This is a genomic window from Bacillus sp. AK124, from assembly GCF_053903085.1.
The window spans coordinates 1531432-1557073 of record NZ_CP096378.1; the positions used below are offsets into that span (position 1 = coordinate 1531432).

Here is a 25642-nt window from a genome sequence, read left to right on the forward strand (position 1 = left end):
CAAGGAGGTGAGGGTGCCGGACGGTTCACCATAGGGTAAACGTTATCAACCAGTCGGTCCGGTGCGGCAGATGAAAAACAAACGTCTGTTCATACTTTCGTTAATTGTACTGAGCGTGGTCATGATCGGAGTTCAGGAAACCTTCCCAAACCCGCTGACGACAGGTTTAATGACTGTCGTTATTGCGGTGGCAGTTTTTAATATTTTAAAAGAATCGCTGAATAAAAAAGATGAAACACACAGCAAATGAGGCGACAGAAAGCGTTTGCTTCTATCGCCAATAGGAAAACCGGCTCAAAGTGGTGAGCCGGTTTTCTTATTTGTTAGTCTTTCAATGCTTTTCCCATGCCTTTTAAAAATTGCAGGCCGAAGCCGACGGCCCGGTTGATGTCCGGGTCGTTCATGGCTTTCAGCAGATCGAGGACTCCGGTTTTTTTATCGCTTTTTAAAAAGTCTTCTCCTTGTTTTGTGCCGGCGACGATGCTTTCTACCAGTTTCCCCATGATTTCCGGTTCGGCTTTGGAGAGCGCGCCGCCTGTCGCAATGGCTGTATTCATCAGGTTTTTGGCCGGCTCTTTAGACAGCTGGCCGAGGACGATTTTGGCGATATCTTCCTTCGCGCCGATCATGCTGTCTGCGGCATCAAGGACCCCGAGGCCGTTCAGTTCGCCGAGAAGCTTCATCGTTTTTGAAACGGCGGCTTCCTGTTCAGCCAAAAGGGTTTTGAGTTCTTCTAATTTTTCAAGCTTCATTTGCTCCTCAGATTTGTCTTCTTTGCGGATGGCGGTGATGGGAGCTGCCATGTGTGATGACCTCCTTTTGATTTAGTCTGTTAAATGAACGTACCCCGGACGCTTCCATTTCCGCTCGACTTCAGCTCCGTTTTGCGGATGGCGTTTCTTATTGCGCGGATTTGTTTTCGGCAGCGGCGGTTCTGCGCATCCGCCGAGCACTTCCATACGCACTTTTGTCTGCTTGTAAGCAGGTGTATTGGTACGCGCATCTACTGCGGGGCCTGTCAAGAAATTGATCGCCGATTCTTTATCTGTCGAGTTCATCGGCAAATACAATTCGTTCGCTCTAACCCGGTCTGTCACAAGCGCGGTTAATTTTACGGAGCCAAACGGCGAGATCAGTCTGACCTGCGATCCGTCGCAGATGCCCCTGTCTTTGGCGAGCTCAGGCGAGACTTCAACAAAGACGTCCGGCACTTTGGCTTGGATGCCTGCTGATTTGTTCGTCATATTTCCTTCGTGAAAATGCTCCAGCATTCGGCCGTTGTTAATGTGAAGGTCGTACTCTTCAGGGAATTCGGCAGGCTCTGTCCAGTCTGCTAGGGCAAAGCGCGCTTTCCGATCAGGGAAGTTAAAGCCGTCTTCATATAAAAGAGGCGTGCTTTCTCCGGTCAGGCTGCCCCACAGGAAGCTGTTCCATCCTTCAATTGCGTCATAATCCGCCTTTGCGAACAGTGGTGACAGGCTTGCCATTTCTGAAAAAATGTCTCCCGGGTGGCTGTAATGCCAGTCAGCTCCAAGCCGGTTTGCGATCTCTTGAATGATGACCCAGTCCGGCTTTGCGTCTCCGAGGGGCGAAAGGGCCTGATACAATCGCTGGACGCGTCTTTCCGTGTTTGTAAAAGTTCCTTCTTTTTCAAGCGAAGCTGACGCAGGCAGAACAACGTCGGCGTATTGGGCTGTTTTTGAAAGAAACATATCCTGAACCACAAGGAAATCAAGGCTTGATAAAATGTCATGGACCCGGTTTGCGTTTGAATCGACTAAAGCCATATCTTCTCCGACGATATACATGGCTTTCATTTTGCCTTCTTCAACGGCGTGAAGCATTTCGATGTTGTCGAGTCCGGGCTTCTCGTCGATTGTTGTGCCGTAAGCTTTTTCGAACTTTTTCCGCGCTTTGTCATCTGTAATATGCTGATATCCCGGAAGCCAGCCGGGAAGCGTCCCCATATCGCAGGCGCCCTGGACATTGTTGTGGCCGCGGAGCGGGTACGCCCCAGCGCCCGGGCGGCGGTAATTGCCGGTAGCTAAAAGAAGGTTTGAAATCGCGGCGGACGTGTCGGAACCGCCTGTGTTTTGGGTGACTCCCATCCCCCAGAGGACGCACGTGCCGTCGGCGTCACGGATCATCTCAGCGATTTGGATCAGCGTCTGTTGATTAATGCCTGTGATTTTTTCTGCATATTCAAGGGTGTATGTCTCAAGCGATTGTTTATATTCTTCAAAGAAATTGACGTTTTCATTGATAAACGCCTGATCGTGCCAGCCTTGGTCGATCATATACTTCGTCACGGCCATCAGCCATACTTGATCAGTTCCTTGCCGCGGTCTGATAAACAGATCCGAGCGTTCGGCCATTTCGTTTTTGCGAAGGTCGGCGACGATCAGCTTTTGTCCGTGAAGCTTATGGGCGCGCTTCACACGGGTTGCCAGTACCGGGTGGCCTTCGGCCGGGTTGGCGCCGACGATGATGACGAGGCCTGCTTTCGCGATGTCTTGAATGGTGCCGGCATCACCGCCCATGCCGACTGTGCGGAATAATCCGTCCGTTGCCGGAGACTGGCAGTACCGCGAGCAGTTGTCGACATTGTTTGTGCCAAATACTTGCCGCGCCAGCTTTTGCATCAAGTAGTTTTCTTCATTCGTAATTTTTGAAGACGAAATAAACCCGACGGCGTCTTTTCCGCTCTGCTCCCGAATCGAGCCTAATCTGCGGGCGACGTAGTCAAGCGCTTCTTCCCAAGTTGATTCTACAAATTCGTCATTTTTGCGGATCAGCGGTTTGGTTAAACGTTCTTCCGCATTTACGAAATCCCATCCGAATTTCCCTTTCACACACGTCGAAATGGCGTTGACGGGAGCTTCTGACACAGGCTGAATTTTTAAGATGTCACGGCCTTTTGTCCATACTTCATATGAACAGCCGACACCGCAAAATGTACAGACGGTCTTTGTCTTTTTGATCCGCTGTGAACGCATCGCCGCCTCGACTTCTGAAACGGCAAAGATGCTGCTGTATCCCGGCTCTACATCTTTGACAAGGTCGATCATTGGCTCCATGACATCCGGTTTGATGCCTGTCATGAACCCGGCTTTTCCAAGCATCGATTTTTCCATTAACGCATTGCACGGACAAACCGTGACACACTGCCCGCAGCTGACGCATGATGACTCGTTGATTGAAACGCCTTCATCCCAGATCACCCGCGGCCGTTCACGCTCCCAATCAATTGAGAGCGTCTCATTGACCTGCAGGTTTTGGCACACTTCAACACATTGTCCGCATGCGATGCACTGATTCGGATCATAGCGGTAAAAGGGGTGCGACATATCGACTGCGCAAGACGGGTCTTCTTTTGGCGTGTAAGGGTATTTCTGCTCTTCGATTCCCATCATTTCTGCCGTATTATGTAGCGTACAGTTGCCGTTGTTGTTGTCGCATACCGTACAATAAAGCAAATGGTTTTCGAGCAGGCGGTCCATTGCTTCTTTTTGTGCTGCTTTGACCCGTTCTCCAGACAGGCTGACCGTCATTCCGTCTTCTGCCCGCAGGGAGCATGCCCGTTTTAATTTTCCGTCTGCTTCCACAATACAGGTATCACACGTTTGAATAGGATCCGTCTCCGGAACATGGCATATTTGCGGGTGTTCAAACCCGTTTTTGTTCAATATGTCTAAAACGGTTGCCCCGGCCGCTGCTTTAATTTCTTTGCCGTCTATCCGGACACTGATTGGCTTTCCGTCCATCTTTATTCCCCTCCATCATCTTTTCAAAATCAAAAAAGCCATGTACATATATACCGAATCCTGGCGCGGAAAGCGGTATAGACATACATGGCGGAATAGTTTACTAGCAAAGCTTACTAACAGACCAATCCTATATTGTCAGAATTCGATAGATTCATAACACGACGGTATTACAAATCCATCAGCCCGGCTTTTATTATAAAGTGATATTGATTATAATTCAATAGAATAGGAAAATTTTAACCAAGTGAAATGTCTAAGGGGACATCGAGACAGATGGAAGGTTTAAACGGAAGGGGTATGCATGATGTCTAAAAAAATCCACGAATTCAACGATATGATCCGCAAGCTTCGAAAAGAGCTGTTTGGCAAGGGGCCTGAACGGATTCACACGGTCTTTGTCGACAATATGGCAGTTTCGACGCTTTACGGCAATTTGACGGCGAGCGAGCAATTTATTGCAAGCACGTCGGAGGGAAGGGAAATGGTCCATGCCGCAAGGACGACCCTGATTCAGAAACACTACTCCAATCACGTGCCTGAGGGAATGGAGCAGCTCATCGGAGCGAAGCTCGAGCACCTTTTTACAGACATCAAAATTCAGGAGGATATTGCGGTGTCTGTTTTTATCTTTGACCGCAATATTGAATACGGCACCGAATCAGCCAGCGGGGCTTGACGATCGGTCTCAAGTTCGAGGGGGAGTCATGATGATTGAACTGAAATCGAGTGAAAAACGAAAAGCAAAGGTTTTGTTAACAGAAGAAAGTCCGACATTCGCGCATGCGATAGCCGAAGGACTTATCGAAGGAAACGTTTATATCGATGATTTCCTCACACCGGCCACTGTTCTTTTTCGAACAGCTACCGGGATTTATTATGTCGCTGGAGATATCCCCGACAGCGGAAGGAGCGAATGGCTTCATTATCTGAATGAACAGAGGAACGGAGCGCGCTTTACCGTGTTTTCGGCTTCTGAAGAGTGGGACGCCTTTTTAATCGGGGGGCTTGGCGAGCCTCTGCAGCAAATGGAGCGCGTGTCATTTTTCCTCGGAAAAGAGGAATATGTTCGCAGCGCCGCATTTGCCGGTGTTGAAAGATTTTCTGAAGATGACCTTCAAAAAAGCGTGAATTTTACGGAAAAATACGCGGTTGAGTATTGGGGAGGGCCAGGCCGTTTTTTGAAGAACGGTTTCGGATTTAAAGTGTCGCATGAAGGTGTGATCGCCAGTGAATGTGTCACCATTTTTTGTTCGGAACGCTTTGCCGAAGTTGATATCGTAACACACCCGGATTACAGGGGACGTGGGTTTGCAGTCCGCTGCGCCGGCGCCTTTATCGCGTATGCAATAGAGAACCGCTTGAAACCGCGCTGGGATTGCGACCGGCAAAACGACGCATCGATTCGCCTCGCTGAAAAATTAGGCTTTCGACCTGTCAAAACATATTCATTGTTTGTCGGAAAACCGTGAACCAATACGAATGTTTTTAAACAGGGGGGACAGGTTAAAGGCATAGTAAGGACTAAACGCTTGCAGGATGGCAGAGATTTCTCCCATTGAAAGTGCAGCTTCTCTCCTATATGATCGTAGTATTGGCTTTTGGAGGTGGAACGAATGAAAAAAAGCTTGGTGATGGTCCTCGTCTTTCTGCTTCTGCTTGCAGGCTGCGGAGAGGACGATCCCAGAAAAGTCGTAGCATTTGGAGACAGCAATACACGCGGCTCAAATTGGCAATTTCGCGATTATCCAAAAGCGGAAAAATGGGTCAATTTACTTCAGACTTCCCTTCAAGGGCAGTACAAAATAAATAATGCGGGAATAGGCGGAGAAACAACGGAAGACGCCAGGCTTCGGTTCAGGAAGGATGTGCTGGATGACGAGCCGGCATATCTTTTTATCATGTTCGGAACAAATGATGCAGCAATTCTTGCGAAAGGGCTGCCGCGCGTATCGAAAAAAAGGTTTAAAGAAAACCTCTATTATTTTGTTAAAGAAAGCCGCCGCCGCGGGATAGAGCCGATATTAATGACGTGCCTGCCGATCGTCGAAGGAAGCGGGGACAACATCTTTTATTATGCAAGATACCGGGCTGCTTCGTTTGAAAAATACGGAGGAGCGCGTAAATGGCACGATTCCTATAATGACGTCACAAGGGAAACGGCGCGTGAGCTTGATGTGCCGCTAATCGACAACTGGAAAAACATCGTGAAAAAAGCAGGCGGAGCTACAGATGAGAAGCTGATCCATTCGGGGTTTATCGACCCATCGGGAAATCACTTAACCCCAAAAGGCGCGCGAATTGTTTTTGAAGGAATTAATGAAAGTAAAGTCATAAAAACTTCTTGATTTAAGTAAAAGGCCTAGCCATTTCTCCTTTTTCTTCATAGGCTGTTACTATAACAGTCTAAAGGAGGAATGATGCGATGGGATATCCTTTTCCCGCTGGTCCGTGTTCGTACCCGGCTTATCCCGGATATGCAGGCGCCGCATACGGATATGCGTTCGTTGTCGTCCTTTTAGTCGTCCTGCTCGTCATCGGCGGGTTCTACTGGCTTAGTCCTCACGGATTCTTCAAATAGCACCTCTTTTAGAGAGGTGTTTTTTCATGAAAAACAGTAGTAAGCGTATTATTCAAGTGATATAATATCAACCTAAGTGAAAAAAAGCGGCAAGAGCGCCCGGGAGTGCTTGAGCTATGAAGAGACGGAAAGCAGATGACCGAGCGACCTTCTTTTGATTTCGGTTTCAATCAGCTCGATGAATTCGCGGTTTAAATTCATCTCATTTGCTTTAATGTATGATTCTATTAAAAGTTCATCAGACAGCTTTTTCATACTCGGTACCCATTTAATGGGAAAGACACCTCCTCATAAAAATTGGAATAACCTGTTTGGAATAAGCATAAAATGTTAAGTTATATGATCTTTGTTTGAAGTACCTATAATCTATCATGAATATTGGGCAAGAACAATCGTTCTGTTATCCACACCAAAAAGTGGATAACTTGTGGGTATCATGTTTATAATTTAATAAAAGGTCGATGAAATATGAGTGGATACTGTGTGTAATTTTATCCACACCTGTTGAAGAATCCTATTATATGTCGAAAACTTTTCGGACAGCCGATTTTTTAAGACACTTTTAGATTTGATTCGACACATTGAAAAAAGAAGCAGTAATTGAAAGGAAAGGGTGCGGCTTTGTGTTAAAAAAGTTCTTTTTGCCGGATGAATTTGTAAAAAATATTTTTCATATTACCCCTGAAAAACTAAAAGAGCGCAATGTAAAAGGGATTATTACGGATTTGGACAACACGCTTGTAGAATGGGACAGGCCTAGTGCGACACCGCGTCTCATCGAGTGGTTTGAAGAGATGAAAGAGCACGGCATTAAAGTGACAATTGTCTCAAATAATAATGAAAAACGCGTCAAAATATTTTCTGAACCGCTTAATATTCCGTTTATTTACAAAGCGAAAAAGCCGATGGGCAGAGCTTTCAGAAAAGCCGTCAAAAATATGGGTCTTAAAAAAGAAGACGTCGTTGTCATAGGAGATCAGCTCATGACAGATGTGCTGGGAGGGAACCGCAATGGGTTTCATACCATTCTTGTCGTGCCTGTGGCTGCTTCCGACGGCTTTTTTACGCGTTTCAACCGCCAGGTGGAACGCAGAATTCTCAGCGCTTTAAAACGGAAAGGCCATATTCAGTGGGAGGATTAAAGAATGGAAAAGGTAGTTTGTATCGGATGCGGAGTCGCCATTCAAACCGAAGATAAAAATAAACTGGGCTACGCGCCTGAAGCATCGCTGTTAAAAGATAATGTCATCTGCCAGCGCTGCTTCAGATTGAAAAATTATAACGAAATTCAGGATGTTTCACTGACGGACGATGACTTTTTGAAAATCCTGCACGGCATCGGGGAAACGGATTCGCTTATCGTGAAAATCATCGACATCTTTGATTTCAACGGAAGCTGGATCAACGGGCTAAACCGCTTTGTCGGAGGCAATCCGATCTTATTAATAGGAAACAAAGCAGACATTCTCCCTAAATCAGTCAAGCGCGAGCGCCTTGTAAACTGGATGAAGCGCGAAGCGAAAGAGCTCGGCTTAAGGCCTGTTGATGTGCTGCTCGTCAGCGCCGGGCGAGGGCAGGGGATGAAAGATGCGATCGACGCGATCGAATATTACAGGCAGGGCAAAGACGTATATGTCGTCGGGTGTACGAACGTAGGAAAATCAACGTTTATCAATCGGATTATTAAAGAGGTTTCCGGAGAGGGCGACATTATTACGACATCTCAATATCCGGGGACAACGCTTGACGCGATTGAAATTCCTCTGGATGACGGATCGGCGATGTATGATACGCCGGGAATCATCAACCATCATCAAATGGCGCACTATGTCGCGAAACGCGATCTGAAAATATTAACGCCGAAGAAGGAGCTAAAGCCCCGCACCTTTCAGCTGAACGAAGAACAGACGCTGTTTTTCGGCGGATTGTCGCGGTTTGATTATGCAAGCGGAGGCAGATCTTCGTTTGTATGCTATATGCCGAATGAACTCAACATCCACAGAACAAAGCTTGAAAACGCGGATCAGCTGTATGAAAAACACGCTGGGGAAATGCTTGCTCCCCCTGCAAAAGAAGATCTTGACTCGTTTCCGGAGCTTGTTAAACATACGTTTACGATTAAAGAGCCGAAAACGGACGTTGTGTTCTCGGGCCTCGGCTGGGTAACTGTCCAAGAGGCGAACCAAAAAATTGTCGCCCACGCGCCTAAAGGCGTTCACGTGTTTTTACGCAGATCTCTAATATAAGTGCTAAGGGGAGAGAGTTATGAAACCGATGTACGGACTGATTGGCAATCCGGTGGCTCATTCCATGTCTCCGGACATCCATAATGCGGCTTTGGAGGATCTTTCTTTAGAAGGACATTATCACGCTTTTCGCGTGGAAAACGAAGATCTTGAAGATGCTGTGAAAGGTATGCGGGCCCTTGGCATTCAAGGGTTTAATGTGACGGTCCCCCATAAAGTATCGATCATGAAGCATCTCGACCGCATTGATGAAAGCGCCGAAGCTCTCGGGGCGGTCAACACTGTCAGAAGAGAAAAAGAAGGGCTGGTCGGATATAATACAGATGGAGCAGGATTTCTTAAATCGCTGAAGCCATCCCTTGATCGTCCGCTTTCTGAGCTCTCGATACTGTTGATTGGGGCAGGCGGTGCGGCGAGGGCGATATTTACCACTCTGGCAGCTGAGATGCCGAAGCAGCTGGACGTGGCGAATCGTACACCTGAAAAGGCACTAGCATTCACTAAGCGTTTTGAAGGAGAGGCACGTGCTTTGTCGTTGCAGGAAGCAGAAGCAGACTTGTCAGCATATGATATCGTGATTCAAACGACGTCGGTCGGGATGCACCCGAACATCGAAGCTGCCCCGCTTTCATTGGCGAATGCGAAAGAAACGTGCCTTGTATGCGATATTATCTACAATCCGCTGAAAACGGCCCTGCTGCAGGAGGCTGAAGCAAAAGGCTTGAAAACATTGGACGGAGTCGGCATGTTCATCGGCCAGGCAGCCCTTGCTTTTGAGCTGTGGACCGGACATGAGCCGAATATGGAAAAAATGAAATCAATTGTGTTGCAGCAACTAGGAGGAAAATCATGCTAACAGGAAAACAAAAACGATATTTGCGCCGGGAAGCGCATCATCTGTCACCGATTTTTCAAGTCGGTAAAGGCGGAGTCAACGAAAACATGGTCAAACAAATCAGTGAAGCGCTTGAAGCCAGGGAATTGATCAAGGTGAGCGTGCTGCAAAACTGCGAGCAGCCTAAAGAGGAAGTAGCCGAAGCGCTGGCGGGCGGAGCACGCGCCGAACTGGTGCAGACGATCGGAAACATTATCGTGCTGTATAAGGAGTCGAAAGAAAATAAAAAAATTGAGCTTCCTTAACGCTTAAAGGTGGTAATCATGAGGAAAATCGGGATTTTTGGAGGGACATTTGATCCTCCGCACAACGGGCATTTATTAATGGCAAATGAAGTCCTGTATAAACTGGATCTTGATGAAATTTGGTTCATGCCCAACCAAATTCCGCCGCATAAACAAAAAAACTCGTTTTCGTTAAGTATGCACAGGGCGGAAATGCTGAAGCTCGCTATATCGGGGAAAGAGAAATTTAAATTGGAGACGATCGAACTTGAAAGGGAAGGCCCTTCTTATACATTTGATACCGTTCGCCTGCTGAAAGACCGATATCCAAACGATGAGTTTTACTTTATTATCGGCGCGGATATGGTAGAATACCTGCCGAAATGGTCAAACATTGACAAGCTTGTCAACATGATTCAATTTGTCGGAGTGAAGCGGCCCGGCTTTCAAATTGAGACGCCGTATCCGCTCGTTTTTGTCGATGTGCCTATTTTTGAAGTGTCATCATCTTTACTTAGGGACCGCATTAAAAATCAGCAGCCGACAGATTATTTAATCCCTGACGAAGTGAAGGTCTATGTGAAGGAGAATCATCTATATGAAACGTGAGGAAGCCTTAGCCTGCGTGCAAGAACAGCTGACAGAACAGCGCTACATCCATACGGTCGGCGTAATGGAGACGGCTGTAAAACTTGCCGAACGGTTTGGCGCAGATGTGAAAAAAGCCGAAATCGCCGCGATATTTCATGACTATGCCAAATTTCGCCCGAAAGAGGAAATGAAACAAATCATCCTCGACGGAGGCGGGCCGCTTGAAGTGCTCGATTTTCATCATGAACTATGGCATGCGCCGGCAGGAGCAACGCTTGTCAAAACAGAGGTTGGAATTACGGATGAAGACATCCTGTCAGCCATTCGATTCCATACATCTGGAAAGCCGAATATGACTCTTCTTGAGAAAGTGATTTATGTAGCGGATTATATCGAGCCGGGCCGCCGTTTTCCAGGGGTTGAAGAGGTTCGGACTCTAGCTGAAGAAGATTTGGATTTGGCCCTTATCCAGGCATTGAAAAATACGATTACCTTTTTAATTTCAAAAAATCAGGCCGTTTATCCGGAAACGGTCGCCACATATAATGCTTTAGTAAACGATAGACATTAGGAGGAATTACTGAATGGATCAAGCTTCAATTTTAAAAATTGCCGCAGAGGCCTGCGATGATAAACGGGCGGAAGATATTATCGCCTTGAATATGCAGGGGATTTCCCTTGTGGCTGATTATTTTCTGATTTGCCACGGGAATTCTGACAAACAGGTTCAGGCCATTGCCCGGGAAATTAAGGATCAAGCTGAAGAAAATGGAATCGACGTGAAGAAAATGGAGGGCTTTGACGAAGCCAGATGGGTTTTGATCGATTTGGGCGATGTCGTTGTCCACGTTTTCCACAAAGAGGAACGAGGCTATTACAACCTTGAAAAGCTGTGGGGAGACGCGCCGACTGAAGACCTTTCGTTCGGAGTTAATGAATGATCTATAAAGGATTTTCTGGTATTTATGACAAGCTGATGTCTCACGCTCCTTACGATGAGTGGGTCAGCTGGATTGAAAAAACGATCGGTGCACAGCAGAAAGAACGTATACGGATACTTGATCTGGCGTGCGGAACGGGTGAAATATCGGTCCGCTTGGCTGAAAAAGGCTACGATGTCACAGGAATCGATATCAGCGAAGATATGCTTGCCCAGGCTCAGTACAAAGCAGCCGTCCGGCAGCTCGATATTCAGTTCTTTCAGCAGGATATGCGCGAACTTGCCGGGCATGGGCAAGAGTTTGACGCGGTTGTGATCTGCTGTGACTCGCTGAATTATCTAAAGAGCGAAAAAGACGTTTTCAATACTTTTAAAAACGTTTTTTCTCTATTAAAAGAAGGCGGGCTTCTTCTGTTTGATGTTCATTCCATTTACAAAATGGATGTCGTTTTTCCGGGAAGTACGTATGCCGATCAGGATGAAGAAGTCAGCGTCATTTGGCAAAGCTATGCGGGGGATGAGCCTCATTCAGCTGTTCACGATTTGACCTTCTTCGTAGAAAGCGGAGGCGTATACGAAAGGTTTGATGAATCGCATGAACAGCGGACTTTCCAGACGGAAAAGTATATCAGCTTATTGCGGCAAGCCGGATTTGAGGTGCAGTGCGTGACTGCCGATTTTTCAAAATTGGAGCCTGGCGCAGAGTCGGAACGTCATTTTTATACAGCGAAAAAAACAAAAACCATCGTTTAATCGTAACGATGGTTTTTCATAATGCATTTTTCCTTTGTTGAGATCTCAGCGCATTCGTGAAACAATGAATCAAACGGAAAATTGCTTCTTGACTAGAGCGATATCTTCTTCATACTTCAAATGGGTGTTTCGGAACATCTGGCGGAACATATCCTGAACGCCGCTTTCCAGCGCCTTAATTCCCTCACCGGTTACACCGCCTTTAACGCACACCTTTTCCTGCAGGGCGGGCAATGTGTAATGCCCTGTTTCGAGCAGCCTTCCCAAACCTACCAGCATTTCTGTCGTCATTAAAATCGCGTCTTCTTTTGATACGGAGGTTTCTTCGACAGCGGCCTGAATAAACTCCTGAACCAAATAACTGACAAAGGCGGGGCCGCAGCTGACAATGTCTGAGGCGACCCTCGTAATCCCGCTTTCGATTTCAAGAGGGATTGAGATCTTGCTCACTAAAGCCGTCAATTTTTCTTTTGCCCCAGCTGTGCAGCTTTCTCCGAAAGTCAATAATGACACGCCAGACAACGCTCTGTTCGTAATGCTCGGGATCACTCTTGCCGCCTGGCAGGAGACGATGGCTTCCAGCTGTTCGACCTGCACCGGACTCGTAATGGTGACCACAATCTGATCGCGGGTGAAGACGGGTGAGAGCCGCTTTAGCAAAGGATAAATATCCAGCGGCTTTACACAGATAAACACGGCATCACTTTCCGTAATCACTTCTTCCGGCCGTTCTGCAACCTGAATGTCTGGGAATCGTTTTTTTATGTTTAACGCTTTGTCGATCGTTCGGTTAGTAATTGTTAAAGATGAGGGAATGACCGCTCTGGATTCAATCAACGCCTCAATTAAAATGGTCCCCATATTTCCTGTCCCGATAAAGCCGATATTCAATCGTTCTCCCCTCCTTTGAACCTGTATCTTTTAAACGATATGAAGGCTTCAGTCAAAATATGTATGAAAGCAGGTGAGCAGTTTGACAGATTGGCTAAAACAATATAAATGGCATGCGGCGGGAGGAGTGGCACTCGTCTTGATCATCAGCGCGGCCTTCATGCTGTTAAGCGGAAAGCGCGAAACTTCATCCGACATTTCCATTCCTGAAGAGGCTTCTGCACAGACTTTTGACAAGAAAGAGGAAGTGAAGCTGAAAAAAAACGCGGGGGAAGAGGAGGTTATCATCGATTTGAAAGGCGCTGTGAAAAATCCGGGCGTCTATCAAATGAAGGAGGGAGACAGGGTGCACGATGCATTGAAAAAAGCAGGCGGCACCGAGAAAAAAGCGGACCAAAAGCAAATTAATCTGGCGGCCGTTTTGCGGGACGGTATGGTTCTTTACATTCCATTTGAAGGGGAAGAGGCCGCTGGCTCTCTTTCGGAAGCGGACTCAAGAGCAGACGGCAGCTCAGGTGATATCGTCAATATCAATACGGCTTCCTCTGAGGAGCTTCAGACGATTCCCGGGATCGGTCCTTCAAAAGCGGAAGCGGTAATCGAATACCGTGAGGAGAACGGAATGTTTCAGACGATTGAAGACATAACAAACGTTTCGGGAATTGGAGAGAAGTCTTTTGAAAGAATAAAATCTTCAATCACGGTAAAGTAAATTGACGTTTGCGGATAAACATATGTAAACTTAGGGAAGTCGACATCGTATTTTTGGAGGGAAAACAAGTGGAACGGATTTCTTGGGATCAATATTTTATGGCGCAAAGCCATTTGCTGGCGCTTCGCAGCACGTGTACAAGGCTTGCTGTAGGGGCGACGATTGTCAGGGATAAACGAATTATCGCAGGGGGCTACAACGGATCGATCGCCGGAGGTGTTCACTGTGCGGATGAAGGCTGCTATATGGTGGACGGGCATTGCATCAGAACGATTCACGCCGAGATGAACGCGATTCTTCAGTGTGCAAAATTCGGCGTTCCGACCGAAGGCGCTGAAATATATGTCACGCATTTTCCGTGCATTCAATGCTGTAAATCGATCATTCAGGCAGGTATTAAAACGATATACTATGCGAAGGATTACAAAAACCATCCTTACGCGGTTGAACTTTTCGATCAGGCTTCTGTTAAAGTGGAACAGGTAGAGCTCGATGAGATGATTATCGACTTAAAAAACCAGGAAAAGTTATCGTTTGTGGCCGATCTGATCAAACAGCTGGCTGATAAAGGCCTTGAGGAAGAGGAAATCAGGAAAATACACGCAGAGGCCAACAAACTGTTTACAAGCTACGTGTAATTCAATGGACAGACATCGCATCTTCCCGTGCGGAGCGATTTCAGCGGCAGCCGGAATCGCCTCCGCTCACTCTTCTCTTTATCTCTTCCTCGCCGTCGGTTTTTTTCTGTTCTTTATCCTCTGTTTCTTCAACAAACAAATGCTCCTTTTCATCATATGTGCAGCGATTTGTATTTTATATTTCACTTCTTTTTACATGATCGACCATTTCAATACAACGATTTATCATGAAGGCAAATTTCACACGCTCGCTTCTGTTCGGGATATCCCCATAATGGACGGAGACCGGCTTTCATTCACAGCCGAAACAGATAAGGGGGAAGCTTTGAAAGCGGGCTATACGATCCGGTCTCCGCAAGAAAAACGGGCGCTCTCCGCTCTTCAGCCGGGAAGCATCTGTGTCATGCAAGGTGAATTAAGAGCGCCGAAAAAAGAGACGGTTTCTGGAACTTTTGATCAAAAAGAATCCTTGTATCAAAAAGGGATTCACTGGATATTTGCGGTTCAGTCCATTGAAAACTGCAAGCCGGGCGGCGGCCTTATGCCATTTCTATTGAACATCCGAAAAGCGGGCCTTGATTTTACAGAAGAAAATATGGCGAACCCGGCTGCCGGTATTGTAAGAGCGCTTACTTTCGGTGACCGGTTTCTCATTGAACAAGATGTACTGGACGGCTATCAGCGCCTTGGGATCATTCACCTTTTAGCGATTTCCGGGCTTCATGTCGGTCTGTTGTCGGCCGCTCTGTTCCACGTATTTATTCGCTTCGGTTTGACAAGAGAATGCGCCAAATGGCTGCTCGTTTTCGGGCTGCCCGTTGCGGCAGTTTTGACCGGAGGCGCCCCGTCGGTAGTGAGGGCGGTTCTCATGTCTGAAATCTATCTGCTGGCATCACTGTCTAAAAAGAACTTCAAAAGCGCCGATGTGATCAGCCTCGCCTGCCTCGGACTGCTGCTGTATCATCCTTATCTGCTATTTCAAGCCGGATTTCAGCTTTCTTTTGCCGTATCCTTCGTTTTCATTCTTTCAAAAGAAATATTGAACAAGCCGAAAAGCCGAATCTCTCAGCTGCTATTGGGGTCATTTTTGGCTCAGCTCGCTTCCCTTCCTATTCTGCTTATTCATTTTCAAGAGTTTTCATTTCTCAGCACAGTAATGAATCTGCTTTTCATACCTCTCTATATTTTTATCATCATGCCGCTGTCTTTCGGAAGCCTGTTGGCTTTCATATGTTTTCGTCCCCTGGGGGAGGCGGCAGCCTGTGTGCTGGACCGTCTGCTTGTGTGGAGCCATCAGGCTGTTAAAGCGGTGTCTGCCGCAGATGTTTTCGTTTTTTCTGCGGTTAAACCGCCGGATATTTTGTTGTTTTTCTACTTCGCAGCTATTTTTCTGTTTTTGCTGTTTCTTGAAAAAGAGATGTCGTTTCGTGCGGTTATGATTTCGTCCGGCTTCCTTGCCGCTGTGTTTGCTATTCACTTATATCTTCCTCAGTTTGCAGGAGAAGGAGAGGTCACAATGCTTGATATCGGCCAAGGTGACAGCATGTATGTCAGCGCTCCCGGTCAGAATGGCACCGTCTTCATTGATACGGGAGGAACCGTATCCTTCCGGAAAGAGCAGTGGAGAAAGCGGAAAAAGGATTTTTCCCTGGGAGAGAGCGTATTAATGCCATTTCTGGCATCCAAAGGAGTCAAGAAGCTCGATGCTTTAATTTTGACTCATGCTGATCAGGATCATATTGGTGAAGCTCAAGTGCTGATCCAAAAACATAAAGTCAAGCAATTGATCGTGCCGAAAGGCTTCGCAGCCGAACCGTCTGATGAAAAGCTGCTTCGCCTTGCCTTGAAAGAAGGCGTCAAGGTGCATGTAGCCAAAAGAGGTGACATCCTTCATATTGGCAATCTTGAATTTTATGTTCTTTCACCGAAAGAGGCGGACAAAAACAGCAAAAACAACGGTTCCCTCGTATTGTGGATGAAAGCGGGCGAATTTTCATGGCTGTTAACGGGCGATTTGGAGAAAGAAGGTGAAAATGAGATCATGAAAGTGTATCCGAATCTTAAAGCGGATATTCTGAAAGTCGGTCACCATGGAAGCAAAGGTTCTACGGGGGAAGATCTGATTAAGCAAATTGAGCCGAAAGCAGCCATCATTTCGGCGGGAGAGCACAACCGCTACGGCCATCCCCACGGGGAAGTGCTGGATATCTTAAACCGCCACCATGTGAAGGTATTCAGAACGGATCGGCACGGTTCGATTCAGTACCTATTTCGAGGCGGAAACGGAACGTTTTTGCTTCATCCCCCATATGATAAAGTACATTCCCCGCAAGAAAAAAAGACTGCTGAAAAACAGCAGCCGTCAAAAAGCCGCTTGCCTGACGGAGAGTAAAGCGGTGTCCATGACTTGGCTTGATTAAGCGGCCAGATGTATAACAGTAGCGATAATAAACATTGTAGCGAAAAAGCCAAAAGACACGATAAAACCGACACCTGAATCTACAAGATCGTTACGTTTGCTTTGCACGTCTTTTTCAAATTCATTCACAATTTACCCCTCCTATTGATATCCAGTATAATTCAATTCTTTGCAAAAATCTAGGAGCTTCATGCAACCGTTTTCTAAAATTTATGAACATCGTCTTCTATAAACTGACCCGGGGGTTTATGGAAGGCGTTTATTATAAATGAGAGAGCGGGTGACTCCGCTTCTCTCTTTACTAATTGCAAAACACGCTTTAGGATAGAAAGGAAGGATGAAAGAGGGGAAAATGCAGATGACGGTATTTGATATTTGGAAAAGCTTAAAAAAAGGCGATATTCATCCTGTTTATTGTTTATACGGGAAAGAGACGTATCTTCTGCAGGAGACGGTTCAAAGGATCAGACAAGCCGTTGTTGATGAAGAGACAAAGGATTTCAACCTTTCCGTATTTGATCTGGAAGAAGAGGCATTGGACCTTGCTGTTGAAGATGCTGAAACTTTTCCGTTTATGGGGGAGAAGCGTCTTGTTGTTGCGAAAAACCCGTCTTTTTTAACAGCTGAAAAAAAGAAAGATAAAACGGAGCATAACCTCGGGAGCCTGGAGGATTATATTGTGCAGCCGGCGCCTTATTCTGTTTTTGTGCTGCTCGCTCCTTATGAAAAGCTTGATGAGAGGAAAAAGCTGACCAAGCTCTTGAAAAAACACGCCCATATGGTTGAAGCAAAAGAACTGAACGGCCGGGAAACGGCTGATTTTATCGCAGGGCTTGCAAAATCAGAGGGGAAGCTCATAGAACGAGAAGCGGCGGAGGAGCTTGTCATCCTGTGTAATGCCAGCCTGTCGGCCATTGCCCAAGAGGTGAAAAAGCTTAGTACATATATTGGTGATCGGGATTCGATCACGCTTGAAGACGTCAAAAAGCTCGTTGCCAGAGGTCTCGAGCAGAACATTTTTGAATTGATCAACAAGGTTGTGAACCGGAAGCGTACAGAAGCGCTGCAGATTTTCTATGATCTGTTAAAGCAAAATGAAGAACCGATCAAAATGATGGCGCTGATCGCAAACCAGTTCAGGCTTTTGATGCAGACGAAATACTTTTCGCAGCAGGGGTACGGGCAAAAGCAAATCGCCTCAAACCTCAAAGTTCACCCGTTCAGGGTGAAGCTCGCGATCGACCAGGCGAGGCTGTTTTCTGAAGAAGAGCTGAAAAGCATCATCGAGCATCTCGCCGTTATGGATTATGAAATGAAGACAGGCAAAAAAGACAAGCAGCTCCTGCTTGAGCTGTTTTTGCTCAAGCTTTTGCAGTCCGATTGAAAAAACGGCTCTCTAATTTTAAGAGAGCCGTTAGGCTGTCGAGAAAATCTCGACAGCCTTTTCAGTTATCCTTATTTCTTTTTCCATTTACCTTCATAATCGGCAAGCTTCACCCTTAGGTGATAAAACATGCTTTGCATATCGCTTCGCTTCGGCTTTGAGGATATTGTCATTAGGATTGTGAGATGCAAAAGCCGGAAGAAACGTGCCATGACATCGGATAATAGTACCCTCAATCGGCCGTAAATACTCTTCTACAGTGAACATATTGCGGCCCCCAACGCGATATTCTTCTTCCGCTCCGCCTGTTGTCGTAGCAATCATGAATTCTTTGCCTTTCAAGTTTTCGCCTCCGGGGCCGTGCGCCCAGCCGTATGTCAGCACATCATCAAACCATTTTTTCAAAAGAGGCGGACAGCTGAACCAATAAAATGGGAACTGAAGAACGATCCGGTCATATTCAAGTAATAATCGCTGTTCTTTTTCAACATCGATACTCCAATTTTGATACTCCTGATACAGATCACGAATAAAGATATCAGGATGATTTTTCAATTCGTTCATTAGTGCCTTGTTCCATTTGGACTCCCTCAGATTTGGGTGTGCTGCAATTACCATTATGTTCATAAACATCTTCCTTTACTGTTTGTTGTTTTCCTTGAACCTTTGTTCGTCCCAATTATTACGAATATTTTTGGCATTGCAAAGTACGCTTTTTTTTCGTACATAGTCCTTTAAATCGTACGATTGCGGTGAAAGAACTTTTTTATGGTAGTACGGTAAACCGTACTATGTATGTAAAATAAGAGTACTACCGCGAATCAGAATGATATGGTAACGTAACTGATATCACGAATACCGAATCGGGAGTTGACAAAGATGAAGTCAAAAGTACAGGAAATGAAGACGACGGAAGGTATAATCATAACTTTGGCGGCCATAGGAGGAAAATGGAAGCCGCTGATCCTGTTCGTATTACTTCATGAAGGCACCAAACGCTTCGGAGAGCTGAGGCGGATGCTCCCTGGGGTTACACAAGGGATGCTGACCAACCAGCTTAGGGAGCTCGAACATGATGGTCTCGTCAAACGGCAAGTTTATCAGGAAATCCCTCCGAAGGTCGAATATAGTTTAACCGGGCACGGAAAAACGTTGGCGCCGGTGTTGACTGATATGTGCAGCTGGGGATATAAGCATCTCGACTTTGTGAAGCAATTGAGTGATGAAGAGGAATGAGTTTGGCCCAAAAGTCTTTACAACAATGGGGACCTTCATGATTTATGTCTATTTCGCTTCAGTCCGGGGCATTGTTTTTGGGGCGCTTCCCTTTCTTTACTCAAAACGTGTTTCACTTTGATGCCCGCTCCAGTTACTCACAGGTTATAAGTAAAACCATCCTTGCTAAACCGTTATGACGATCCGGGAACCAGTTGGAGCTTCGATTTCTGAAACCGACGATTTCGCAGCCTTTCTTTTTCCGGGAGATAGTTTAACGAGTTTCGGTGTATCCTGAATATGAACAGCAGAGGCCAAACATAGCAAAGGGGCACGATTGCAAAAAAAGAAAAGATAAAATCGGAAACATTGAAATGTGCGGAAAAGGAGAAATGTAAAAATGACAAAGAATTTAAGGACTTGCAGCAAAGGACACGAATATTATAAAAGCAGTGATTGTCCTGTTTGCCCGATTTGTGAGCAACAGCGCAAACCTGACAACGGATTTCTTTCATTGCTCTCTGCGCCAGCCAGACGAGCTTTGGAACACAATGGAATAACTTCTTTGCAGGATCTGTCAAAATACAGCGAAAAAGAGATTTTGAAATTTCACGGTATGGGACCGGCATCTTTGCCTAAATTGCGAGTTGCTTTGAAGGAAAAAGGGTTATCATTTAAAAGTTAAACACCATGAATGATTATACTTGTACATAGCAAGGGAACTTCCTTTTTTGGAAGTTCCCTTGCTATGTATAAAAATCAACAATATTTAGCACAAAAAATAGCGCCGTGCGAGTGAACATAGCTGACAGGTGGAAGGAAAGCTCTTCCCCTTGATAAGTCTTATACGCTATTTCATTTCATGTCCAGTTTACTCAATCCGCGAATATTTCGCTTCGGCACGGGTTCAGGCTTGACGCAAAAAAAGGTCGGACCCCAGAGCATTCCCTTTTCCGCAGAGCCTACCCATGGCTGGATTTTTGCAATGCAGCGCATCGCGCACATTGTCATGTTGATTTTCTTCCGCCAGCGGACCGCGCGGTTTTTACGATTTATCGGCGGTCTGACGGCTTCTCATTTAAGAGAGCCGTTTTTTTGACGGCAAGCAAAAAAGCTTGGCATGGCCAAGCTTTCTATTATGCAGAAAGTCCGTTCACTTTTTTCGCTAGGTTTGATTTGTAACGAGCTGCGGTGTTTTTGTGGACAAGACCTTTTTTAGCTGCTTTATCGATTTTCTTTGCTGCTGCAGAAAGAGCTGCTTTCGCTTTGTCTGCTTCGTTGTTGCTTACGAAAGTTTCAACTTGTTTCATAGCAGTGCGCATTGAAGATTTGATTGTTGCGTTGTGCGCGCGGCGCTCGTTGTTTGTTTTTGTGCGTTTGATCGCTGATTTAATGTTTGGCAATGTGTTTCACCTCCTAAGACATAACCTCTGTTCCTTTTCTATAGGTTAGATCTCAACAATAGAACAAATTGTATTCTATCAAACACACCCTTAGATTGCAATATAAATGTAAAGTATTTTTATTTGAAAGCTCCGCTTCGCGGGAATGTTTGCAGACCTTGTGGGCACACTAACACCAGTTATGTTTTTGGAGGGAATGCAAATATGGAGAAAAAGAAGCTTGATTTAAGTCAATATGCAGTCCGGACAGACTTAGCCGTGGAAGCGAGGGATCTGGCAGAGGAAAAGGAAGCTTCTCCAAAGAAAGAGCTGAAAGGGTTTACAGTCAAAGAATACGAAAAAGACGGGATCAAAATTCAGACAATGGACATTGATGAAGAAGGAGCGAAGCTGTCGGGGAAAAAAGCCGGCCGCTATTTAACCTTTGAAACACAAGGGATCAGACAGCAGGATTCCGTATTGCAGGAAAAAGTCGTCAATGTGTTCGCGAAGGAATTTTCCGCATTTCTCGATTATTTGAACATTCCGCGGGATGCCAGCTGCTTAATTGTAGGGCTCGGCAACTGGAATGTCACGCCTGACTCGCTCGGCCCCCTAGTGACGGAGAACCTTCTCGTGACGAGGCACCTTTTTCAGCTGCAGCCCGAAAATGTAGAGGATGGCTACCGTCCGGTGAGCGCGCTTTCCCCGGGAGTCATGGGCTTGACCGGAATTGAAACGAGCGACATTATCCAAGGGGTAATCGATCGCTCAAAGCCCGATTTTGTCATTGCCATTGATGCGCTGGCATCAAGAGGGATCGAGCGTGTGAATTCTACCATTCAAATTTCAGACAGCGGGATACACCCCGGATCTGGGGTAGGGAATAAAAGAAAAGAATTAAGCGAGGAAACGCTTGGCATTCCGGTCATCGCCATCGGTGTTCCGACGGTGGTCGATGCCGTCACGATCACGAGTGATACGATTGATTATATGCTGAAGCATTTTGGAAGAGAGATGAGAGATGACAGTCCGTCCAGGTCGCTCGTTCCCGCGGGGATGAGCTTTGGGAAAAGAAAGGTCCTCACCGAAGAAGACCTTCCCGATGAGGAGCACCGCAAATCGTTTCTCGGTATAGTCGGAGGCCTCGCAGAGGATGAAAAAAGGCAGCTGATCCATGAAGTCCTCGCTCCGCTCGGCCATAACTTAATGGTAACCCCAAAAGAGGTCGATACCTTTATCGATGATATGGCAAATGTGATTGCGAACGGTCTGAACACAGCGCTTCATGAAAATGTCTCGCAAGACAATAAAGGAATGTATAACCACTAAGATTAAGGCGGCTGACCAGGCCGCTTTTTTTCGTGCTTATAGCATTACCGGAACTTGTTCTACTTCCTCTATCTTGTACATAGTCTATTTACTAGACAAGCTCTGGAGGGATTTGCGATGAGAAAAAGAGGCAGGAATCGTCAGTTTGTGCTGGCTGTAAATGGAAGAAGTGCGATTAAGACAGTATTCTTATTTATCGTCAGCCTGCTGCTCGTTTTTATTTTATCAGGCGTGCTGACATCGCTGCGTCCTGAGTTAAGGCCGTCTTCATCGTTGTACCGGGTGACCGATGAATTGGCGGGCGAGACCTTTGGGCTCATTTTGGGAATGGAAAACCACTACTTCGCATCAGAATTGCCGGAACCGAATAAACGCTTTGAACTTTCTCCGATCGTCTTGAAACTGGCGACCAGCATTAATTTAAAAGATCCGCGAAGTTTTCTCGGTCGGGAGCTTCCGGGCTTCTCTCATTTTGACTCGGAAATCCTTATTGCAGGGCAAGGGACGGATTACACGAATATGCCGTCAGAATCTCCGCCGCCGACTGAGGTTTTAAAAGAGGAGAGAGAAGCGAATCTTGCAGAGCTTGAAGGGAAACAGAAAAAGCAAACAGGGGAGGAAAAACCTCCTGAGCAATCGACGGGTGACCGAAAAGTCGTATTTATCTACAATACGCACAATACGGAATCGTATCTCCCCTTTTTAAAAGGTGAGACGGAACCTAATCGGGCGCTTCATTCGAAAGCAAATGTTACGCTTGTCAGCGATATGCTCGGTAAAGCTCTGGATTCTCAAGGCGTAGGCGCGAAGGTGGATAAGACGGATGTCCAGGGGAACCTGAAGAAAAAAGGCTGGGATTATGCGCGATCATATGACGAATCGAGACCAGTCGTCAAAGACGCGATAGCCACAAATAAAGACTTGCAATATTTTATAGACATTCACAGGGATGCAACACGTAAAAAAGCAACTACAACAACGATAAACGGAAAAAGCTATGCGAGGCTCGCGTTTGTGATTGGGAAAAAGAGCTCTAATTTTGAAGCTAATTTTAAACTGGCAAAAGAACTGCATGAGCGGCTGGAAAAAAAATATCCCGGTTTGAGCCGCGGTGTTATATCTAAGGGAGCTGCCGGGGATAATGGCATATATAATCAAGATTTAAACGAAAGATCCGTCTTAATCGAATTTGGCGGCGTAGATAATAACCGTGAAGAGCTGGAGCGGGCTGCAGAAGCGATGGCGGATGTATTCAGCGAGATGTACTGGAATGCTGAAAAAGTTGATGCAGACACCGGTGAAGACGATAAGAAAAAACAATAGGACAGGTGATGGAAGTGGCTTCTTTTATGGGAAAATGCATATTGGCTTGCTGTGTCATGTTTTTCGGCGTCCTTCTCGGCATGCAGCAGGCGAACAACGGAATGATTGAAATGAAAGGGTATCAGGACCCTGATTTAAAAGCGGCGCTCAGCATATCTGAAGGGGATGCGAAAGAGGCGTCAGTCCTCGGCCATCAAATCGATTTGGAGGAAAAACAAAAAGAGCTGGAACAGCTGGAAGCTTTCAACCTCTTTTCCTCGGCCGGCCGCGCCCTGGCCGATTCGGTCACAAACACAGCCCGTTCATTGTATGACTGGATAAAGGAAAAAACGGAATAAGTAAAAGAAAAAACGAGTCGGATGCAGGACTCGTTTTTTCTTTTTCGGGTTTAGAAAGCATATGTGACTTAGCATTGAATCTTCACAACCCTATTGATATAATCTAAGCTAGCGCATATTGCGTTTCATAGTAGGAGTGATTAGTGTGACAGATAAAGAAAAACGATTACAAAGGCAGTCGAGAATCCGAAATTTCTCTATTATCGCCCATATCGATCACGGCAAGTCAACGCTTGCGGATCGAATCCTTGAAAAGACGGCGGCAATCACTCAAAGGGAAATGAAAGAACAGCTCCTCGACTCGATGGATTTAGAACGTGAAAGAGGAATCACCATTAAACTGAACTCCGTACAGCTGAAATATCAGGCAAAGGACGGAGAGGAATATATTTTTCATCTGATCGATACCCCGGGACACGTCGATTTTACGTATGAGGTTTCGAGAAGCCTTGCCGCATGCGAAGGCGCGATTCTCGTCGTCGACGCCGCACAGGGAATCGAGGCGCAAACGCTGGCAAACGTTTACCTTGCGCTTGACAACGACCTTGAAATCCTGCCGGTCATTAATAAAATCGACCTTCCGAGCGCAGAACCCGAACGCGTCCGCCAGGAAGTCGAGGATGTCATCGGTCTTGACGCTTCAGAAGCCGTCCTTGCTTCAGCAAAAGCAGGCATCGGAATTGAAGAAATATTGGAGCAGATCGTTGAAAAGGTTCCCGCACCAAGCGGAGATCCGGAAGCGCCGCTTCAAGCGTTGATCTTTGACTCTCTGTATGATGCATACCGCGGGGTCGTCGCCTATATCAGAGTCGTCCAAGGTACCGTAAAAGCCGGTCAAAAAATCAAGATGATGGCGACCGGAAAAGAATTTGAAGTCACTGAAGTCGGCGTTTTCACACCGAAGGCCGTCCCGGTTGACGAACTGACTGTCGGCGACGTCGGATTCCTGACGGCCGCAATCAAAAACGTCGGAGACACCCGTGTAGGGGATACGATTACAAGTGCGGAAAACCCAGCGCCCGAAGCCCTGCCAGGCTACAGAAAACTGAATCCGATGGTCTATTGCGGTCTGTATCCGATTGATACAGCGAAATACAACGACTTGCGGGAAGCGCTTGAAAAACTTGAGCTAAACGATTCAGCCCTTCAGTATGAGGCGGAAACGTCCCAGGCTCTCGGATTCGGCTTCCGCTGCGGTTTCCTAGGGATGCTCCACATGGAAATTATTCAGGAGCGGATTGAACGTGAATTCAACATCGATTTGATTACGACGGCTCCGAGTGTTATCTATGACGTGTACATGACAGACGGAGAAAAAATCGTTGTCGATAACCCGTCAAATATGCCTGATCCGCAGAAGATCGACCGGGTGGAAGAACCGTTCGTCAAAGCGACGATGATGGTGCCGAACGACTTTGTCGGAGCGGTCATGGAACTGTGCCAGGGCAAGCGCGGCCAGTTTATCGATATGCAGTACCTTGATGCGAACCGCGTCAGCATTGTCTACGAAATTCCGCTTGCGGAAATCGTCTACGAGTTTTTCGATCAGCTTAAATCAAATACGAAAGGCTATGCGTCATTTGATTACGAACTCATCGGATATAAACCGTCCAAGCTCGTGAAAATGGATATTATGCTGAACGGCGAAAAAATCGATGCCCTTTCCTTTATCGTTCACCGCGATTATGCGTATGAACGGGGAAAAGTTATTGTCGAAAAGCTGAAGGAACTCATTCCGCGCCAGCAGTTTGAAGTGCCTGTCCAGGCAGCCATCGGCACAAAAATTGTCGCCCGTTCAACCATCAAAGCCATGCGCAAAAACGTTTTGGCGAAGTGCTACGGCGGGGATATTTCCAGAAAACGCAAACTGCTCGAAAAGCAAAAGGAAGGAAAGCGAAGAATGAAACAGGTCGGCTCTGTCGAAGTTCCGCAGGAAGCCTTTATGGCAGTCCTGAAAATGGACGACAGCAGCCCGAAATCATAATCATGAGCTGCCGCAGCGTAACACACTGCG

The 25642-nt window shown here is 46.4% G+C and carries 30 protein-coding genes; 23 read left to right on the forward strand and 7 right to left on the reverse strand.

The window, feature by feature from the left end; genetic code table 11:
* Positions 1–70 precede the first annotated feature (70 nt).
* Entirely contained in the window at positions 71–250 is a 180-nt protein-coding gene (locus tag M1E06_RS07705; RefSeq protein ID WP_154495329.1) for a hypothetical protein, read from the forward strand.
* 73 nt (positions 251–323) lie between these two features.
* On the opposite strand, the gene M1E06_RS07710 is transcribed toward M1E06_RS07705, so the two are convergent.
* Together M1E06_RS07710 and fdhF are read right to left on the reverse strand one after the other, a co-directional pair.
* Positions 324–803 (reverse strand): DUF1641 domain-containing protein, encoded by a 480-nt coding sequence (locus tag M1E06_RS07710; RefSeq protein WP_020452287.1) that lies wholly within the window; start codon positions 801–803, stop codon positions 324–326.
* A gap of 21 nt (positions 804–824) precedes the next feature.
* On the reverse strand, positions 825–3764 hold the full coding sequence (gene fdhF / locus M1E06_RS07715; RefSeq protein ID WP_020452286.1) for a formate dehydrogenase subunit alpha: 2940 nt from the start codon (positions 3762–3764) through the stop codon (positions 825–827).
* A 307-nt stretch (positions 3765–4071) separates the two neighbouring features.
* On the opposite strand from fdhF, the gene M1E06_RS07720 reads away from it, so the two are divergent.
* From M1E06_RS07720 to M1E06_RS07735, 4 genes are all read left to right on the forward strand, one after another.
* Positions 4072–4443 (forward strand): DUF2294 domain-containing protein, encoded by a 372-nt coding sequence (locus tag M1E06_RS07720; RefSeq protein ID WP_025811122.1) that lies wholly within the window; start codon positions 4072–4074, stop codon positions 4441–4443.
* A gap of 28 nt (positions 4444–4471) precedes the next feature.
* Positions 4472–5236 (forward strand): GNAT family N-acetyltransferase, encoded by a 765-nt coding sequence (locus M1E06_RS07725; protein ID WP_020452284.1) that lies wholly within the window; start codon positions 4472–4474, stop codon positions 5234–5236.
* A 144-nt stretch (positions 5237–5380) separates the two neighbouring features.
* Positions 5381–6112, forward strand: a complete 732-nt coding sequence (locus M1E06_RS07730; protein WP_048350712.1) for an SGNH/GDSL hydrolase family protein — start codon at positions 5381–5383, stop codon at positions 6110–6112.
* A gap of 77 nt (positions 6113–6189) precedes the next feature.
* Positions 6190–6345 carry a hypothetical protein gene (locus tag M1E06_RS07735; RefSeq protein WP_023855260.1) on the forward strand — a complete coding sequence of 52 codons (156 nt, stop codon included), beginning with the start codon at positions 6190–6192 and terminating at the stop codon, positions 6343–6345.
* A 114-nt stretch (positions 6346–6459) separates the two neighbouring features.
* On the opposite strand, the gene sda is transcribed toward M1E06_RS07735, so the two are convergent.
* Complete coding sequence (gene sda, locus M1E06_RS07740; RefSeq protein WP_003183713.1) at positions 6460–6600, reverse strand: sporulation histidine kinase inhibitor Sda; 141 nt, start codon at positions 6598–6600, stop codon at positions 6460–6462.
* Between the two features lie 368 nt (positions 6601–6968).
* On the opposite strand from sda, the gene M1E06_RS07745 reads away from it, so the two are divergent.
* From M1E06_RS07745 to M1E06_RS07780, 8 genes are read left to right on the forward strand one after another with little or no spacing between them, the layout of a single operon-like run.
* On the forward strand, positions 6969–7487 hold the full coding sequence (locus M1E06_RS07745) for a YqeG family HAD IIIA-type phosphatase (RefSeq protein WP_020452282.1): 519 nt from the start codon (positions 6969–6971) through the stop codon (positions 7485–7487).
* A 3-nt stretch (positions 7488–7490) separates the two neighbouring features.
* The gene (gene yqeH, locus M1E06_RS07750; RefSeq protein WP_048350673.1) at positions 7491–8591 is read left to right on the forward strand and encodes a ribosome biogenesis GTPase YqeH; all 1101 of its coding nucleotides are present in this window, start codon (positions 7491–7493) and stop codon (positions 8589–8591) included.
* A gap of 19 nt (positions 8592–8610) precedes the next feature.
* Positions 8611–9447, forward strand: a complete 837-nt coding sequence (gene aroE / locus M1E06_RS07755) for a shikimate dehydrogenase (protein WP_020452280.1) — start codon at positions 8611–8613, stop codon at positions 9445–9447.
* Complete coding sequence (yhbY, locus tag M1E06_RS07760) at positions 9441–9731, forward strand: ribosome assembly RNA-binding protein YhbY (protein ID WP_003183704.1); 291 nt, start codon at positions 9441–9443, stop codon at positions 9729–9731. The genes aroE and yhbY overlap by 7 nt, the downstream gene beginning before the upstream one ends.
* An 18-nt stretch (positions 9732–9749) precedes the next feature.
* On the forward strand, positions 9750–10319 hold the full coding sequence (locus M1E06_RS07765) for a nicotinate-nucleotide adenylyltransferase (protein ID WP_020452279.1): 570 nt from the start codon (positions 9750–9752) through the stop codon (positions 10317–10319).
* Positions 10309–10872, forward strand: a complete 564-nt coding sequence (gene yqeK, locus M1E06_RS07770) for a bis(5'-nucleosyl)-tetraphosphatase (symmetrical) YqeK (protein WP_020452278.1) — start codon at positions 10309–10311, stop codon at positions 10870–10872. Before M1E06_RS07765 ends, yqeK begins: the two co-directional genes overlap by 11 nt.
* A gap of 13 nt (positions 10873–10885) precedes the next feature.
* Complete coding sequence (gene rsfS / locus M1E06_RS07775) at positions 10886–11242, forward strand: ribosome silencing factor (RefSeq protein ID WP_020452277.1); 357 nt, start codon at positions 10886–10888, stop codon at positions 11240–11242.
* A complete protein-coding gene (locus M1E06_RS07780; RefSeq protein ID WP_020452276.1) occupies positions 11239–11994 on the forward strand; it encodes a class I SAM-dependent DNA methyltransferase in 756 nt (251 codons plus the stop codon). The genes rsfS and M1E06_RS07780 overlap by 4 nt, the downstream gene beginning before the upstream one ends.
* Positions 11995–12063: 69 nt before the next feature.
* On the opposite strand, the gene comER is transcribed toward M1E06_RS07780, so the two are convergent.
* Positions 12064–12885: a late competence protein ComER gene (comER, locus tag M1E06_RS07785; RefSeq protein ID WP_020452275.1), complete on the reverse strand. Its 822-nt coding sequence runs from the start codon at positions 12883–12885 to the stop codon at positions 12064–12066.
* Positions 12886–12967: 82 nt separating this feature from the next.
* On the opposite strand from comER, the gene M1E06_RS07790 reads away from it, so the two are divergent.
* The 3 genes from M1E06_RS07790 to M1E06_RS07800 all read left to right on the forward strand — a co-directional run bounded on the left by M1E06_RS07790 (position 12968) and on the right by M1E06_RS07800 (position 16627).
* Positions 12968–13597 (forward strand): helix-hairpin-helix domain-containing protein, encoded by a 630-nt coding sequence (locus M1E06_RS07790; RefSeq protein ID WP_020452274.1) that lies wholly within the window; start codon positions 12968–12970, stop codon positions 13595–13597.
* Between the two features lie 68 nt (positions 13598–13665).
* On the forward strand, positions 13666–14235 hold the full coding sequence (locus M1E06_RS07795; protein ID WP_020452273.1) for a ComE operon protein 2: 570 nt from the start codon (positions 13666–13668) through the stop codon (positions 14233–14235).
* 4 nt (positions 14236–14239) lie between these two features.
* Entirely contained in the window at positions 14240–16627 is a 2388-nt protein-coding gene (locus M1E06_RS07800) for a DNA internalization-related competence protein ComEC/Rec2 (RefSeq protein WP_041817260.1), read from the forward strand.
* A 24-nt stretch (positions 16628–16651) separates the two neighbouring features.
* Here M1E06_RS07800 and M1E06_RS07805 read toward each other — a convergent pair whose 3' ends face one another.
* The gene (locus tag M1E06_RS07805; RefSeq protein WP_003183686.1) at positions 16652–16783 is read right to left on the reverse strand and encodes a YqzM family protein; all 132 of its coding nucleotides are present in this window, start codon (positions 16781–16783) and stop codon (positions 16652–16654) included.
* Between the two features lie 229 nt (positions 16784–17012).
* On the opposite strand from M1E06_RS07805, the gene holA reads away from it, so the two are divergent.
* Positions 17013–18038, forward strand: a complete 1026-nt coding sequence (holA, locus tag M1E06_RS07810; protein ID WP_020452271.1) for a DNA polymerase III subunit delta — start codon at positions 17013–17015, stop codon at positions 18036–18038.
* A 93-nt stretch (positions 18039–18131) separates the two neighbouring features.
* Here the strand turns inward: holA and M1E06_RS07815 are convergent, their stop codons facing one another.
* The gene (locus tag M1E06_RS07815) at positions 18132–18665 is read right to left on the reverse strand and encodes an NAD(P)H-dependent oxidoreductase (protein ID WP_020452270.1); all 534 of its coding nucleotides are present in this window, start codon (positions 18663–18665) and stop codon (positions 18132–18134) included.
* A 252-nt stretch (positions 18666–18917) separates the two neighbouring features.
* Here M1E06_RS07815 and M1E06_RS07820 point away from each other — a divergent pair, with 252 nt between their 5' ends.
* Both M1E06_RS07820 and M1E06_RS07825 read left to right on the forward strand, forming a co-directional pair.
* Positions 18918–19274, forward strand: a complete 357-nt coding sequence (locus tag M1E06_RS07820) for a winged helix-turn-helix transcriptional regulator (protein ID WP_020452269.1) — start codon at positions 18918–18920, stop codon at positions 19272–19274.
* A gap of 379 nt (positions 19275–19653) precedes the next feature.
* Positions 19654–19938, forward strand: a complete 285-nt coding sequence (locus M1E06_RS07825) for an RNA polymerase alpha subunit C-terminal domain-containing protein (protein ID WP_020452268.1) — start codon at positions 19654–19656, stop codon at positions 19936–19938.
* 451 nt (positions 19939–20389) lie between these two features.
* Here M1E06_RS07825 and rpsT read toward each other — a convergent pair whose 3' ends face one another.
* Positions 20390–20656: a 30S ribosomal protein S20 gene (gene rpsT / locus M1E06_RS07830; RefSeq protein WP_020452267.1), complete on the reverse strand. Its 267-nt coding sequence runs from the start codon at positions 20654–20656 to the stop codon at positions 20390–20392.
* 204 nt (positions 20657–20860) lie between these two features.
* Between rpsT and gpr the strand changes: the two genes are divergently transcribed.
* The 4 genes from gpr to lepA all read left to right on the forward strand — a co-directional run bounded on the left by gpr (position 20861) and on the right by lepA (position 25612).
* Positions 20861–21967 (forward strand): GPR endopeptidase, encoded by a 1107-nt coding sequence (gene gpr, locus M1E06_RS07835; RefSeq protein ID WP_025811132.1) that lies wholly within the window; start codon positions 20861–20863, stop codon positions 21965–21967.
* A 117-nt stretch (positions 21968–22084) separates the two neighbouring features.
* Positions 22085–23290: a stage II sporulation protein P gene (gene spoIIP, locus M1E06_RS07840; RefSeq protein ID WP_025811133.1), complete on the forward strand. Its 1206-nt coding sequence runs from the start codon at positions 22085–22087 to the stop codon at positions 23288–23290.
* Positions 23291–23304: 14 nt separating this feature from the next.
* A complete protein-coding gene (locus M1E06_RS07845) occupies positions 23305–23628 on the forward strand; it encodes a YqxA family protein (protein ID WP_023855247.1) in 324 nt (107 codons plus the stop codon).
* A gap of 145 nt (positions 23629–23773) precedes the next feature.
* Positions 23774–25612 (forward strand): translation elongation factor 4, encoded by a 1839-nt coding sequence (gene lepA, locus M1E06_RS07850; RefSeq protein ID WP_020452263.1) that lies wholly within the window; start codon positions 23774–23776, stop codon positions 25610–25612.
* The last annotated feature ends 30 nt before the right edge of the window (positions 25613–25642 follow it).

Coding starts and splice junctions, on each gene's coding strand:
- M1E06_RS07705 (WP_154495329.1), top strand. CDS start 71: ATGAAAAACAAACGTCTGTTCATACTTTCGTTAATTGTACTGAGCGTG.
- M1E06_RS07710 (WP_020452287.1), bottom strand. CDS start 803: ATGGCAGCTCCCATCACCGCCATCCGCAAAGAAGACAAATCTGAGGAG.
- fdhF (WP_020452286.1), bottom strand. CDS start 3,764: ATGGACGGAAAGCCAATCAGTGTCCGGATAGACGGCAAAGAAATTAAA.
- M1E06_RS07720 (WP_025811122.1), top strand. CDS start 4,072: ATGTCTAAAAAAATCCACGAATTCAACGATATGATCCGCAAGCTTCGA.
- M1E06_RS07725 (WP_020452284.1), top strand. CDS start 4,472: ATGATGATTGAACTGAAATCGAGTGAAAAACGAAAAGCAAAGGTTTTG.
- M1E06_RS07730 (WP_048350712.1), top strand. CDS start 5,381: ATGAAAAAAAGCTTGGTGATGGTCCTCGTCTTTCTGCTTCTGCTTGCA.
- M1E06_RS07735 (WP_023855260.1), top strand. CDS start 6,190: ATGGGATATCCTTTTCCCGCTGGTCCGTGTTCGTACCCGGCTTATCCC.
- sda (WP_003183713.1), bottom strand. CDS start 6,600: ATGAAAAAGCTGTCTGATGAACTTTTAATAGAATCATACATTAAAGCA.
- yqeH (WP_048350673.1), top strand. CDS start 7,491: ATGGAAAAGGTAGTTTGTATCGGATGCGGAGTCGCCATTCAAACCGAA.
- aroE (WP_020452280.1), top strand. CDS start 8,611: ATGAAACCGATGTACGGACTGATTGGCAATCCGGTGGCTCATTCCATG.
- yhbY (WP_003183704.1), top strand. CDS start 9,441: ATGCTAACAGGAAAACAAAAACGATATTTGCGCCGGGAAGCGCATCAT.
- M1E06_RS07765 (WP_020452279.1), top strand. CDS start 9,750: ATGAGGAAAATCGGGATTTTTGGAGGGACATTTGATCCTCCGCACAAC.
- yqeK (WP_020452278.1), top strand. CDS start 10,309: ATGAAACGTGAGGAAGCCTTAGCCTGCGTGCAAGAACAGCTGACAGAA.
- rsfS (WP_020452277.1), top strand. CDS start 10,886: ATGGATCAAGCTTCAATTTTAAAAATTGCCGCAGAGGCCTGCGATGAT.
- M1E06_RS07780 (WP_020452276.1), top strand. CDS start 11,239: ATGATCTATAAAGGATTTTCTGGTATTTATGACAAGCTGATGTCTCAC.
- M1E06_RS07800 (WP_041817260.1), top strand. CDS start 14,240: ATGGACAGACATCGCATCTTCCCGTGCGGAGCGATTTCAGCGGCAGCC.
- holA (WP_020452271.1), top strand. CDS start 17,013: ATGACGGTATTTGATATTTGGAAAAGCTTAAAAAAAGGCGATATTCAT.
- M1E06_RS07815 (WP_020452270.1), bottom strand. CDS start 18,665: ATGAACATAATGGTAATTGCAGCACACCCAAATCTGAGGGAGTCCAAA.
- M1E06_RS07820 (WP_020452269.1), top strand. CDS start 18,918: ATGAAGTCAAAAGTACAGGAAATGAAGACGACGGAAGGTATAATCATA.
- M1E06_RS07825 (WP_020452268.1), top strand. CDS start 19,654: ATGACAAAGAATTTAAGGACTTGCAGCAAAGGACACGAATATTATAAA.
- gpr (WP_025811132.1), top strand. CDS start 20,861: ATGGAGAAAAAGAAGCTTGATTTAAGTCAATATGCAGTCCGGACAGAC.
- spoIIP (WP_025811133.1), top strand. CDS start 22,085: ATGAGAAAAAGAGGCAGGAATCGTCAGTTTGTGCTGGCTGTAAATGGA.